This is a genomic window from Flavobacterium sp. 1, assembly GCF_002797935.1.
GTDB lineage: Bacteria > Bacteroidota > Bacteroidia > Flavobacteriales > Flavobacteriaceae > Flavobacterium.
Genome location: NZ_PGER01000001.1, coordinates 189,244 through 202,301, shown reverse-complemented (window position 1 = coordinate 202,301; position 13,058 = coordinate 189,244). Strand labels below are relative to the sequence as shown.

12 protein-coding genes are annotated in these 13,058 nt (G+C 33.9%); 8 read left to right on the top strand and 4 right to left on the bottom strand.

Annotated features, from left to right (window positions below):
* The first annotated feature begins 204 nt into the window (after positions 1-204).
* The 3 genes from CLU83_RS00940 (at position 205) to CLU83_RS00930 (ending at position 4,555) form a co-directional block, all read left to right on the top strand.
* Positions 205-2,415, top strand: a complete 2,211-nt coding sequence (locus tag CLU83_RS00940) for a TonB-dependent receptor (protein ID WP_100429881.1) — start codon at positions 205-207, stop codon at positions 2,413-2,415.
* Between the two features lie 94 nt (positions 2,416-2,509).
* Complete coding sequence (locus tag CLU83_RS00935) at positions 2,510-4,111, top strand: PepSY-associated TM helix domain-containing protein (protein WP_100429880.1); 1,602 nt, start codon at positions 2,510-2,512, stop codon at positions 4,109-4,111.
* A gap of 93 nt (positions 4,112-4,204) precedes the next feature.
* Complete coding sequence (locus CLU83_RS00930; protein WP_100433567.1) at positions 4,205-4,555, top strand: DHCW motif cupin fold protein; 351 nt, start codon at positions 4,205-4,207, stop codon at positions 4,553-4,555.
* Positions 4,556-4,824: 269 nt separating this feature from the next.
* Here CLU83_RS00930 and CLU83_RS00920 read toward each other — a convergent pair whose 3' ends face one another.
* Positions 4,825-6,288: an aminoacyl-histidine dipeptidase gene (locus tag CLU83_RS00920; RefSeq protein ID WP_100429878.1), complete on the bottom strand. Its 1,464-nt coding sequence runs from the start codon at positions 6,286-6,288 to the stop codon at positions 4,825-4,827.
* Positions 6,289-6,548: 260 nt separating this feature from the next.
* Here CLU83_RS00920 and CLU83_RS00915 point away from each other — a divergent pair, with 260 nt between their 5' ends.
* Positions 6,549-7,610 (top strand): DUF3810 domain-containing protein, encoded by a 1,062-nt coding sequence (locus CLU83_RS00915; protein ID WP_100429877.1) that lies wholly within the window; start codon positions 6,549-6,551, stop codon positions 7,608-7,610.
* 1 nt (position 7,611) lies between these two features.
* On the opposite strand, the gene CLU83_RS00910 is transcribed toward CLU83_RS00915, so the two are convergent.
* Positions 7,612-8,787, bottom strand: coding sequence for a lactonase family protein (locus CLU83_RS00910; protein WP_369828744.1), 1,176 nt, complete (start codon positions 8,785-8,787; stop codon positions 7,612-7,614).
* Positions 8,788-9,075: 288 nt separating this feature from the next.
* Here CLU83_RS00910 and CLU83_RS00905 point away from each other — a divergent pair, with 288 nt between their 5' ends.
* Together CLU83_RS00905 and CLU83_RS00900 are read left to right on the top strand one after the other, a co-directional pair.
* Positions 9,076-9,579 (top strand): RNA polymerase sigma factor, encoded by a 504-nt coding sequence (locus CLU83_RS00905; protein WP_100429876.1) that lies wholly within the window; start codon positions 9,076-9,078, stop codon positions 9,577-9,579.
* Positions 9,576-10,229 carry a hypothetical protein gene (locus CLU83_RS00900; RefSeq protein ID WP_100429875.1) on the top strand — a complete coding sequence of 218 codons (654 nt, stop codon included), beginning with the start codon at positions 9,576-9,578 and terminating at the stop codon, positions 10,227-10,229. Before CLU83_RS00905 ends, CLU83_RS00900 begins: the two co-directional genes overlap by 4 nt.
* A 29-nt stretch (positions 10,230-10,258) precedes the next feature.
* Here CLU83_RS00900 and CLU83_RS00895 read toward each other — a convergent pair whose 3' ends face one another.
* Together CLU83_RS00895 and CLU83_RS00890 are read right to left on the bottom strand one after the other, a co-directional pair.
* The gene (locus CLU83_RS00895) at positions 10,259-11,068 is read right to left on the bottom strand and encodes a 1-acyl-sn-glycerol-3-phosphate acyltransferase (protein WP_100429874.1); all 810 of its coding nucleotides are present in this window, start codon (positions 11,066-11,068) and stop codon (positions 10,259-10,261) included.
* 99 nt (positions 11,069-11,167) lie between these two features.
* Positions 11,168-11,821: a CoA pyrophosphatase gene (locus CLU83_RS00890; RefSeq protein WP_100429873.1), complete on the bottom strand. Its 654-nt coding sequence runs from the start codon at positions 11,819-11,821 to the stop codon at positions 11,168-11,170.
* Between the two features lie 91 nt (positions 11,822-11,912).
* Here CLU83_RS00890 and CLU83_RS00885 point away from each other — a divergent pair, with 91 nt between their 5' ends.
* Both CLU83_RS00885 and nth read left to right on the top strand, forming a co-directional pair.
* On the top strand, positions 11,913-12,350 hold the full coding sequence (locus CLU83_RS00885) for a DUF4268 domain-containing protein (RefSeq protein WP_100429872.1): 438 nt from the start codon (positions 11,913-11,915) through the stop codon (positions 12,348-12,350).
* 41 nt (positions 12,351-12,391) lie between these two features.
* Entirely contained in the window at positions 12,392-13,036 is a 645-nt protein-coding gene (gene nth / locus CLU83_RS00880) for an endonuclease III (RefSeq protein ID WP_100433565.1), read from the top strand.
* Positions 13,037-13,058: the final 22 nt, after the last annotated feature.

Sequence of the window (13,058 nt, the reverse complement as noted above, 5' to 3'; positions counted from 1 at the left end):
TCAATCATAACATCAGCTTATTCTGCTCAAAAAAAATACTTTACTTTCGATAAAAAACCGATCTCGGTTATCTTATCAAATTTTCGGCCACCCGCCTATTTTATATAAATTCTAATATCACTTTTCAAACTTTTTTGAAATGTTTTTTATTGGCTCAAAGTCAATGAATCGATTGTTATTATTCCAAATTTATATAAATCATAAATGAAATCAGAGATTCACGAAGACCGCTCAAAAACAATTGCCTATTTGAGTAAAAAAATTCTATTTTCCCTACTATTATTGGGGCAAATCACTATTGCGCAAAATAAAACCGAAAAAGACAGCACTAAAACACAAGAACTTGAAAGTGTATTTGTAACTGCTAATCGCTCTGCAACATTACGAAAAGAAACACCTGCAGCTGTTAGTAAATTAACCGCAAAAATCATTAACGAAACCAAAGCCGTTGCAGCTTATGAAATCATAAATAAAACACCAGGTGTATTAATGGTAAATCTTGGAAATGAACAACACTCCATGTCAATTCGACAACCGATGACTACCAATGCTTATTATCTGTATCTGGAAGATGGCCTTCCTATTCGTCCAATGGGAATTTTTAACCACAACGCTTTATTAGAAATTAATCAATTCGATCTTCAAAATATTGAGGTGGTAAAAGGTCCTGCTTCTTCTTTGTATGGTCCAGAAGCTGTAGGCGGTACAATAAATTTAATCTCTCTAAAACCTTCTATAAATCCAGAATTCAAATTTGGAATCCAAGCAGACCAATGGGGCTATAAAAGAATTCAAATTGCTGGTGGAGCAACAATAGGTAAAGTAGGTTTTCACATTGCGGGAATCTCTAGTTTACAAGAAAATAGCTGGATGACTTATTCTGATTACAAAAAAGACAATATCAACTTTAGACTTGACTATAACATAAACGATAAAACTCGATTAATCAGCAATACGATGTGGGGTAAATACTATTCGGATATGAGTGGAAGTGTAAACGAAGCAGCTTTTTACGATAGAATCTACAAAAGCACAACCGATTTTACATACCGGAAATCTGATGCCCTTAGAACACGATTGACCTTGGAACACGATTGGAATGATACTGCAAGTAGTTACATTACTGCTTATTACCGAGACAATAAGTTGGGGCAAAACCCATCTTACGGAATCAAATGGAGTCCAACTGTAAACCCTACAAGCGCGACTGGTGAAGTCAACTCCAATAATTTCAAAAGCTATGGTGTCATTGGACAGCACACTCAAAAATTTGATTTTTTAAATACTAAAATTGTTGGCGGAGCTCTTTATGATTACTCTCCTGTTACCTATTGGTCTTATTTACTGGAAATGAAAGCCAATTTAAACCCAGGAACTTCTGGGAAACAAACGGTAGATTATTATGAAATCCTAGCTGAACGACCTGATATAAAATTAGCCAACTATACCGCCGATATTTTTAATACCGCTGGATTTGCACAAGTGAGCTTCAATCCTCTTGAAAAATTGGTCGTTACAGCAGGTGCACGTTATGATAATTTAAAAGTCAATTACGATAACGCACTTGATAAATCAACTGGAACAAAAATATATGACAAGCCAACTTTCAAAGCTGGAGCCAACTATAATCCTGTTTTGTTTGCTGGAATTTATGGAAATTATTCTCAAGGTTTTGCTCCTCCTGGAATCACCTCTATTTTTAGAACCAAACCAGGAACTGGCGGAACAACTGGTAAGCCAGCAGAATTCTATTACAACTTAGAACCGGCAACATTTGACAATTATGAAATTGGAGGATGGCTAGCATTATTAGACGGAAAATTAAACTTTGATTATGCCGTTTATTATATGGAAGGCAAAAACGAGTTCCTAAGCGTTCGCTTGCCAGACAATACAACCGACTATCGTTCTGTTGGAGAAACCAGACATAAAGGAATTGAATTTGGAGGAAATTACAAACTGCTGTCCAACCAACTAAACATTCGATTTGGCGGTACAGTTGCAGAACATACTTTTATAGATTTTAAAGTTTCAGATAATCCAACCGATGCGTTGAAAAATTTGGATGGAAAAGAAATGCCCCAAGCCCCAAAATGGTCTGGAAATTCCGAAATAAGTTATTACCCAAATTGGTTTCCTAAATTCAGAACTTCGCTGGAATGGCAATCGGTTGGAAATTATTACCAAGACCAAATCAACACAATAAAATATGCAGGGTATGACATCTTTAATTTTAGAGCAGGTTACGAATGGAAAGGAATCGAAATTTACGGAAACATAATCAATATTACCGATAAATTATACTCTTATAATGTTTCGAGAGCAAACACAGCAACTTCTCAACCCACTTATACCGCTGCTTCACCAAGAACATTTATGATCGGACTGCAGTATAATTTTTCATTAAAAAAATAAGAATTAGGAGCTAATCCCGTCATCCGCTGTATCTTTTGCGGCGAACCCCGCCACAAAAGGATGCCGCTTCTACCGGGGCTAAAAAAGAAAAACAATGAATAATACACCAAAAGAGAAAAAATCATCTAAAAAGAAAGATTCTAAGTTCGTCAAAAAAATCAAACAAAAAGTATATGCCTGGCATCGTACCATTGGGATTATCACTATAATTCCGGTTATTTTCTGGACATTATCTGGATTAATGCATCCCTTTATGGCGCATTTCTTCAAACCCACAATTGCCAACGAACGCATTGAATCTAAACCAATTGACAAAACCCAATTAACACTTTCTATTCAGCAAGTTTTAGAAAAAAATAAAATAACTGAATTTAAAAATTTCCGAATTGTCTCGTTTGATAATTCAACCTTTTATCAAGTAAAAACAGTAAAAGGCGAACTGATCTATTTCAATACTTCAGATGCAAAAAAATTAGAAGATGGAGACCAAAAATATGCACATTGGCTTTCGCGATATTTCCTTGATGACCAAAAAAATCCAATTAGCAAAACTGATTTAGTAACCGAATTTACTTCTCAATACAAATACATCAATAGGTATTTACCTGTTTACAAAACCACATTCAATCGCCCTGATGGAATGGAAGTATATGTAGAAACGGCTTCTGGGAAACTAGCAACTTACAATCCAAAATCAAGACAAGCATTTATCTGGTTTTTTGATACTTTTCATAATTGGGCTTTTATAGATTGGATTAGCAACAACAGCATTCGTATTGTTGTAATGTTTGCATTTCTTTCTATCATCTTCTTTTCGGCAATAAGTGGTATTCTCATATACGGTTTATTTTGGAAGCAATTCAAAAAAACCGATAGTTTGACTTCTAAAAAAGGATTACGAAAATACCATCGCCAAATCGGAATTTGGATTTCATTATTTACTTTAACCTTTGCCTTTAGCGGAGCTTATCACGCCACCACAAAATGGAATCCATATACTTTAGACAAAATGGTATACGAACCTGTTTTTAATACAAAAGACATTCAAACTCCAAGCAATGCTATTGCTTTAGATTGGAATCGATTCGAAAATTTAAGCATCATTACCTTAAATGACAGTCTATATTACAGATGTCAAATGGCATTAGTCAAAAAGAAATACGACACTTCAAAAACAGATTCAAAATCAAAATGGGATAAAAAAGAAAATCCAAAATCAGAAACTATTTATATCAACACAACAACTAACAAATCAACTACAAATCTTGATATAGAATACGCTAAATTTCTAGCTGTTTACTTCAGTGATGGTGATTCGAAACCAGCCTGTTGCGAAATGGACAGCGGTACAGAATCCAAACAAACACTTGAAAATGTCCCTTTACTTGAAACCAAAGTAATTACAGAATTTGAAAGCCGAGAGTATGGTTTTGCCAACAAACGTTTGCCTGTCATAAAATTAGCTTACGATACACCAGAGAAAACGACTTACTTCATTGAAACATCTACTTCAAGATTGGCAGCTGTTATCGAAAATTCAGATGTAATAGAAGGTTATTCTTTTGCCATATTTCACAAATTTTTATTCATGGATTGGGCTGGTAAAAACGTTCGCGATTTCACTATGGTTTTAGCTTCATTAATTATTTTAATTATTAGTGTACTTGGTTTAGTTTTATTTTTAAAGAAAAATTAATACCAAATACAATTTTTAAGATTATTCCCCAATTATAAACTAGTTGGGGATTTTTTATTGCTTAAATTTACTTTCAATAAAAACGCAAAAGAAATGTACACCATACCTTTTCAAACCATAGATTGGGATCAAATAGAAGCTACAGAACACAAAGGAACGACAGGAACGGCCTATTGGCAATCTGTAATATTAGATGGTCTTCGAATTCGAAAAGTAGTTTATTCAGATAATTACGAGGCTGACCATTGGTGTCAAAAAGGTCATATCGTACATTGTTTAGAAGGCGAATTTAGCAGTGAACTTGAAAATGGAGAAACTTATAAACTAACTCAAGGAATGACCTACATTGTTTCGGATGATTTGAGTTCACATCGTTCTATAACCGCAAACAAAGTCACATTATTAATTATCGACGGTGTTTTCTTAAAACCAAAAGAAAAATAGTACCAGTAATATAGACAGTAGTAATTACCTAAAATAAAAAAAAGCGTACCTTTACTAGAATACAATTATAAGAAACAATTAAAAATATACTATTATGTCAAAAAGTCAAGACGCAAAGAAAACAGTCAAAAAAGAGCCTCTTAAGACCGCAAAAGAAAAGAAGGAAGAGAAGAGAGAAAAGAAAAACAGCCCGAAAAGGGATTAATTATTGACATTAAAAAACCCTCTTTTATTGCTAAATGAGGGTTTTACATTTTAAATATGTCTTATTATTTCAAAGGAATATTTTTCAAAATTTCCAATACAAATTTCCAATATTTTTGAGATGACGAAATACTTGCTCTTTCGTCTGGAGAGTGCGCCCCGTGAATAGTTGGACCAAAAGAAATCATATCCATATCGGGATAGTTTGTCCCTAGAATTCCGCATTCCAATCCTGCATGACAAGCGGCTACATTTGGTTTTTCTCCATTTTGTTTCTCATAAACAGAAACCAAAACATCCAATATTTCAGACTTAGGATTTGGTGACCAGCCAGGATAAGATCCTGAAAATTCCACTTCACAGCCCATTAATTCAAAAGCAGAACGTAAGGCATTAGCCAAATCAAATTTGGACGATTCTACAGAAGAACGCGTTAAGCATTGTACAGAAAAGTTACCTCCTCCTACTTCCACTTTGGCAATATTATTAGATGTTTCAACCAGATTGTCAAAATCAGCACTCATTCTATAAACACCATTATGTGCAGTATACATAGCACGAACAAAATAGAATTGAGCTATCGGAGGCATAACCGATGCAGGAAGTATATCTAATTTTTCAAAAACCACTTCCAAGTTAGGCTCGGTCGTTTGAAACTCTGCTTTGATTTCGTTTACAATTTGTTGCATATCGAATACAAAAGCTTCATCATAAACGGAAGCGATAATAACTTTAGCAGTGCTTTCACGCGGAATTGCATTACGAAGACTTCCTCCGTTGATTTCAGAAATCTGCAGTCCAAAATTATCAAAACCATCAAATAATAAACGGTTCATAATTTTGTTGGCATTCCCCAAACCTTTGTGAATATCCATTCCTGAATGTCCGCCATTCAATCCTTTTACCTTTATAGAATAAGCAACAGAACCTTCTGGAGTTTCCTCTTCATCATACTCGGCAGTGGCGGTAACATCGGTTCCTCCGGCACATCCAATACCTATTTCGTCATCTTCTTCCGTATCCAGATTCAATAAAATATCTCCTTTAAGAATTCCTCCCTGCAGATTCAAAGCCCCTGTCATTCCTGTTTCTTCATCAATCGTAAACAAAGCTTCAATCGCCGGATGCGGAATATCTTTGCTCTCTAAAATCGCCATAATAGTAGCTACACCAAGACCATTATCAGCACCAAGAGTAGTTCCTCTAGCACGAACCCAATCCCCATCTACATACATATCGATTCCTTGAGTATCAAAATCAAAAACAGTATCCGAGTTTTTTTGATGTACCATATCCAAATGCCCTTGTAAGACCAAGGCTTTTCTGTTTTCCATACCCGGCGTGGCAGGTTTACGGATAATCACATTTCGGATTTCATCTTCAAAAGTTTCTAATCCCAAACTGGCACCGAAATCTTTCATAAACTCAATTACACGTTCTTCTTTTTTGGAAGGGCGTGGCACTGCATTCAAATCGGCAAATTTATTCCAAAGTGCTTTTGGTTCTAGATTTCTTATCTCTTGGCTCATTTATTTTTTGTTTGAAGTTTAACATTTTTCGCAGTCAAAGTTACAAACTCCTAAAGCTAGTTTTATAAAAGTTTTAATTTATTTTAAACGAATTATTTCCAATTTAGCTAATAAAAAAATTAACCGCAAAGTTCACTAAGCTTTGCGGTCAGTAATCTTTACAGTAAAACGTACACAATCAAAATGTTTTTTTATTCGACCACATTTTTAAATTAAAAAATCGATCAAAATTTGTTTCTTTACAATACAATTTACAAAAAATGAAACGCAGTTATATTCTCCCTTTATTTCTTCTGATCCAAATCATATTTCTTAAAATCATTCGGTTTTTTCCAGAATCTGTAGAACATTTTTACAGCAACGGGATTTATGTTTCTATTTCAAAATTTTCGAGAATTGTTTTGGGAAAAATTCCTTTTTCTATAGGCGATTGTATTTATTTTATTCTGATTTTATTCGCTTTAAAATGGTTTTGGAAAATTAGAAAATCTTGGAAGCTGAATTGGAGAAATAACCTCTTAACGGTTTTGAGTGTTCTTTCGGTGTTTTATTTCTTCTTTCACATCCTTTGGGCATTGAATTATTACCGTGAACCTTTGTTCGAAAAAATGAGTATTGAAAGAGATTATACCGATGCTGATTTATTGGCTTTTACCAAAAAACTAATTGCAAAAACGAATGCTATCCAAAGTCAAATCACCAAAAACGACAGCTTGAAAGTCGTTTTCCCTTATTCCCAAAGCCAGGTTTTTGAAATGAATCAAAATGGGTATAAAAACCTTTCCAAAGAATATGATTTTTTTGCCTACTCACATTTGAGTATTAAGAAATCTCTTTTCAGTTTGCCTTTAACTTATATGGGTTTTGGCGGTTATCTGAATCCATTTACCAATGAGGCGCAGGTTAATTATTTAGGACCGATGTACAGTTTTCCGATGACTACCAATCACGAAATGGCACATCAGATGGGATATGCGAGCGAGAGCGAATGTAATTTTATTGGTTTCATGTCTTCAATAAAAAATGATAATCTGTATTTTCAATATTCGGGATACAGTATGGCTTTGCGCTATTGTTTAGGAAATTGGCAAGTACGAAATGAAAACATATTGAAACAATTATTGAAAACCGTCAATCCTGGTATTTTGAAAAACTATAAAGAAAGTGAAGATTTTTGGAAGCAATATCAAACGCCGATTGAAACCGGTTTTCATGCTTTCTATGATCGCTTTTTGAAAATGAACCAGCAAAAAGACGGTATGGACAGTTACAGTAAGTTTGTGAATTTGATGGTGAATTATTATAAAGTTAGACCGCTATAAATTACAAATATTCTCTTATTTGAACGCAGGAAGCATTTTTTACCTTCACTTCATTTCCTGTTTTCTTTAATAATCCTGTAACTGAATCTCGTTTAAAAACCACAACATTTCCTGTTGATTGATTGGCAACTATAACAAATTTGCCTTTGGAATCTATTGCAAATACCCTTGGAGTCTTCCCAAAAGTAGGTTGATACCCAACAGTTTTTAATGTTCCATCGCTTGCTATCGAAAAAATAGCAATGTTGTTTTCCTCACCGCGATTGGAAGCATACAAGAATTGACCGTCGGGAGAAACGTGAATGTCACTGCCACTAAAGCCTTTTGTAATTTCATCGCTATGAGCTGGAATTCTTTGAATACTGTCTAATCTGCCGTTATCATATTTATAAACACTTACAAAACCAGCGATTTCTTCAACGCAATAAGCATATTTCCCATTCGGATCGAAGGCAAAATGTCTAGGTCCGCTTCCTAATATTGTTTGGGTAAATGGATATGGAGTCTCTTGTAGCGGTTGTTTTTGGAGGCTGTCAAATTGATAGCAACGAATTTTATCTGCTCCTAAATCGGGTAAAAAAACAAAATCACAATTAGGGGAAAATACGCTGGAATGCACATGCGAACGGTCTTGTCGTTCTTTATCAATACTTCCTTCTGAATAAGAATAACTTTGAACAATTGGGCTTATTTTTCCGTCTTCGGTTAATGAATGAACTGCGACGCTTCCTTCGGTATAATTAGCATTTACAAGCCATTTTCCGCTTTTATGAACAGAGAGATAGACTGGGTTTTCTCCACCGCTTTTTTGACTACTGATAAATGTCAAAGTCTTATTTTGCGGTTTAAACTCAAAGCTGCTGACGCTTCCTGCATTTGGCGTTTTGGTATCGGTACAGGCATAAATATAATTACCGTTTGGAGACAGCGTTAAATAGGATGGATTCAGAACATTCTTAACAGTTGTTATTTTCTTTAATCGGCCTGTTACAGTATCTAATTTGAAAACGTAAATTCCTTTTTTTTCTTTATTAAAATTATAGGAACCAACAAAGACATAAGTGTTTTGTGAATAACAATTGAAACCTATAAATAACGCAAATAGGATGGTTATTATAGATTTCTGATGACCTGAAATTACATTTTGAGTTTTAGTTTGAAAATTAAATACTTGCAAAATTTTTGTTTTATGAATTTTAGAGTTGCTAAGTTATATCATTTTAGTTAGGTTTGCGACTAATAATTGGGTGTATAAACTCTAAAGTATTTTTTTTTGAAAAGATCTTCTGAAAAACTAAATTTCTAAAATAGCCCCGATAGCAGTGAAAATCCTCCCGATTTTTCTTCGGGAGATTGAAACAAATAGCGGGAGAAATGCTGTTCTGAAACGGAAACATCTGCTCCTACTTATTTTAAAAAAAGTGTCGTATTGTAACAAAATGTACATCGGATGTACTAATGGAATATGAGTGAAAATCTAGAGCCTTCTTTTGTCAAACAACTGCAAGAAAACCAGAATATAATCCACAAGATTTGTCGATTGTATACTGCTGGTGAGGATGCTCATAAGGATTTGTTCCAGGAAATCACGATTCAGCTGTGGAAAGCTTTTCCGAAATTTAGAGGGGAAAGTAAATTTTCGACTTGGGCTTATCGAGTCGCCTTGAATACGGCAATTACTTTGTATCGAAAGAGCAAGCGCAGCATTGCAACTGTTGAGTATGAAGGGAGACAGCATTTTACGCATGACATAGAATATAATTATGAAGAAGAGGAGCAGTTGAAACTGATGTATAAGGCAGTTTATCAGCTGAATGATATTGAAAAAGCGTTAGTATTTATGTATTTGGAAGACAAGGATTATACTGAAATATCGGAAACTTTAGGGATTAGCGAAGTGAATGCAAGGGTAAAAATGAATCGGATAAAAGGGAAATTAAAAAAAATATTAAATCCATTAGGCGTATGAAAGAGTTGGATTTATTAAAAAAAGACTGGAAAAAGAACGCAGCTTCTTTTGTGCAGGTATCGGAAAGTGAAATTTACAAAATGATCCATAAAAAATCGTCTTCAATAGTGAAGTGGATTTTTATAGTGAGCATCATAGAACTTGGATTAGGATTAGTATTAGGCTTGGCTCTGTCATTTACTAAATACGACGAAAAAAATATTGAATTAATCAAGCATTTGGGCGTTTACGGCTACTATATTTCGGCAACTGTGTTGCTTTATGCTGTTATTTTATACTTTATTTTTAAGTTTTATACCATGTATCGCAAAATTGCGGTAGATGACAATACCAAAAAATTGATTTCAACTATATTAAAAACCCGAAAAGTGGTTAAACAATACATCGCGTTCAACTTATCATTTTTTGCAGTTTTTTTCATCGTGTTTGGCGGATATCTTTTTTATGAGGGTTACTTGGAAAGTGCTTCTAAAAATGGCAATACTCATCCTGAAATGCCTTTAAACATTGCTTTGATATCGTTTGTTGTATTGATTTTAGCCACAGCTATATTTACATTTGCTTTCTGGCTAATCTATAAATTAATCTACGGGATTTTATTAAAGCGCCTGCAAAACAACTTTGAAGAATTGAAAAAAATTGATTTATAAAAAAAAGAGGCTAACGCCTCTTTTATCTTTTAATATTCCCATTGTCGAGTTTTATTAAGTTCCTCCTGTTCTTTTAAAGCCTCTGCAGGAATTACTTTGAGGAAAGAAGAATGCTGCTCTATGGCGTATTCAACCATTTCAACAATTTCTTCAATGGTATCGTTGTCATAATCAATAACCAAAGGCTCTTTTATGACAATCGATTGTAGAATCCCTTTCTTTTTCATGTATAACCCTTTCTTGCAAAACGAACGCCGAAAACCATCAATCACAATCGGAACAACTATTGGTCTATGCTGTTTTATGATGTGTGCCGTTCCTTTTCGAACAGGCTTAAATGATTTGGTTGTTCCCTGAGGAAAGGTTATAACCCAACCATCTTCTAAGGCTATTTTAATATTTTCAGTATCATTGGGATTTACATCTTTTTTCTCTTTTACATCTTCTCCTTTTGCACGCCAAGTACGCTCTACAGAAATAGCACCCGCATACGCCATGATTCTAGGCAATAATCCCGCTCTCATCGTTTCTTTTGCTGCTACGTAATACATGTTCAATTTTGGATTCCACATGTACCATACATTTTTTATAGAATCTTCTCTTCCGCTTAAACTCGCGTTGAAAACATGAAACATCGCAGTTACATCTGCAAAATAAGTTTGATGGTTGGAAATAAAAAGTACGTTGGCATCAGGCAGATTTTTAATAATTTCAGAACCCTCAATCTGCAGTTCATTAAAACCACGGTAACGTCTGTGGCTAATAAATCCAAAAATTCTGATCAGCCATTTTTTTATAAATAGTATGTGTCCAAAAGGATTTCGCTTAAATAATCCCATAAGATTGTTTTATTTGTTTTAGATTTGGGACTGCAAAATTACTATTTTTTTTCCTCTTTAAATATTAAAGAGGCTTCCTTTTAACAAAAAGAGCCAAATTCAAAATTTGCTTTTTTTTAAAACGGAATTCAAAACAATTTTCAGTTCGCTTAGCATCATAGCTGTTGCTCCCCAAACAATATGCTCATCAATTTTGAATACTGGAACCTCTATCGATTTAGCATAAGAAGTATTAATTTTTGCATTTACAACAATAGACTCGCTCAAAAAAGCAGTTAGTGGTAATTCAATAATAGCTGCTACCTCATTAGAGTCCGGATAAAAAGTAATTTCGTCCAAACAAATACCCAGAAAAGGATAAACCATAAAGTTACTAGGCGGAATATATAAATGAGTAAAGGCTTTCAAAACATGAATTTTATCTGGCTCGACGCCGATTTCCTCATAAGTTTCTCTCAATGCAGTCTGTTCAAAATCAGTATCTTCTTTTTCATATTTCCCTCCTGGAAAAGCAATCTGAGAAGAATGAACTCCCTCATAGGAATTTCTAACTATGAGAACCAAATGTGTTTCACCTGCTTTAGGATAAAACAGCATCATTACACCTGCATTTTTAGGTTTTATTTCATCAAAATTTATACTCTTTAGGATTCTAAGACGTTCTTCAGGCACCATAATATTATGAGCCTCTTCACCTGGAAGATTTACATCAGCCAAATAAGGAAGAATTTGTAAAAAATCTTGAAAATCCATAATCAAAGTTTATTTTTGCAAATAAAATAATACCTAAATATACTTTAGAAATAAGTTCCAAACAAATTTTTAAACGCCAAAGCACAAAAATATGTACAGCAAAGAAGAAAATCAAAAACTAAAACATGAATTTTGGGTCGAATTTGCTCAAAAGTATCCGAGAAAATGGCTTTTATACGACACTAAAATAAAAGATTTCTCTTTTAAGTTTTATGTAGAAAATACAAAAGCACAAGTGCATATCGATATAGAAATGAGAAATACAGAATTGCGTATACAATATTTTGAAAAACTAGCTGCTTTAAAAAATATACTCGAAGAAGAATTTGTCAAAGATTTGGTTTTTGAAAAAAATCACACTCTCGAAAACGGAAAAACCATTAGCCGTATTTGGGTCGAAAAATTAAATGTAAGCGTAAGCAACCGCAAATATTGGGATGAAATATTTGATTTTTTCTATGAAAAAATGAATGCTATAGAAATGTTTTATTTAGAATATGATGAATTTATAAAAAACATCGAGAAGTAAGATTTCATATTTAGTGAATGATTAATCAAAAAATATTCGCAATGGATTTATTTGGACAAACAAATGATTGGGATACTAAATTAACTCCAATACTGGAAAAATATAAAGACCGAAAGCATCCGTTAGATTACCAAAACCTGTATCAACTGGTAGTTATGGTTGTTCTGTCTGCTCAAGATTCGGATGCCAATATCAATAAAATTGCACTGAAATTATTTGAAATCTTTCCCAACATAGAAAGTCTGACCGTTTCAAATATCGATGCATTAATACCATATATTTCCAAAGTTCGGAATTTTGGCACTAAAGCCAGCTGGTTAATTGAAATTGCGCAAACCATTCAAGAAGACAAAAACATTCCTCTCACAATGGAGAATTTAACCGCCTTAAAAGGAATCGGGCGAAAATCAGCCAATGTCATTATGCGGGAAGCAAGAGTTCCTGCCGAAGGAATTATAGCCGATTTACATGTGATCCGTGTAGCTCCCAGAATCGGATTAATCCCAGAATACAAAGACGGTAACAAAGTTGAAAAACAACTCATGCAGATTTTGCCAAAAAAGATTTGGCGAGAAATAGGGATGGCAATTTCGTTTCTGGGAAGGGAAATTTGTAGGCCACAACCTAAATGTGAAATATGTCCGATTAATCAGGTTTGTGAGTATTATAAAAATCTAGGGAAATAATGAAATAAATTAAACTTTAAAA

What these genes read in the sequence shown, in the direction of transcription:
- CLU83_RS00885 (WP_100429872.1), top strand. Translation starts at nt 11,913, where the DNA reads ATGTACAGCAAAGAAGAAAATCAAAAACTAAAACATGAATTTTGGGTC.
- CLU83_RS00920 (WP_100429878.1), bottom strand. Translation starts at nt 6,288, where the DNA reads ATGAGCCAAGAGATAAGAAATCTAGAACCAAAAGCACTTTGGAATAAA.
- CLU83_RS00890 (WP_100429873.1), bottom strand. Translation starts at nt 11,821, where the DNA reads ATGGATTTTCAAGATTTTTTACAAATTCTTCCTTATTTGGCTGATGTA.
- nth (WP_100433565.1), top strand. Translation starts at nt 12,392, where the DNA reads ATGGATTTATTTGGACAAACAAATGATTGGGATACTAAATTAACTCCA.
- CLU83_RS00905 (WP_100429876.1), top strand. Translation starts at nt 9,076, where the DNA reads ATGAGTGAAAATCTAGAGCCTTCTTTTGTCAAACAACTGCAAGAAAAC.
- CLU83_RS00900 (WP_100429875.1), top strand. Translation starts at nt 9,576, where the DNA reads ATGAAAGAGTTGGATTTATTAAAAAAAGACTGGAAAAAGAACGCAGCT.
- CLU83_RS00915 (WP_100429877.1), top strand. Translation starts at nt 6,549, where the DNA reads ATGAAACGCAGTTATATTCTCCCTTTATTTCTTCTGATCCAAATCATA.
- CLU83_RS00930 (WP_100433567.1), top strand. Translation starts at nt 4,205, where the DNA reads ATGTACACCATACCTTTTCAAACCATAGATTGGGATCAAATAGAAGCT.
- CLU83_RS00895 (WP_100429874.1), bottom strand. Translation starts at nt 11,068, where the DNA reads ATGGGATTATTTAAGCGAAATCCTTTTGGACACATACTATTTATAAAA.
- CLU83_RS00940 (WP_100429881.1), top strand. Translation starts at nt 205, where the DNA reads ATGAAATCAGAGATTCACGAAGACCGCTCAAAAACAATTGCCTATTTG.
- CLU83_RS00935 (WP_100429880.1), top strand. Translation starts at nt 2,510, where the DNA reads ATGAATAATACACCAAAAGAGAAAAAATCATCTAAAAAGAAAGATTCT.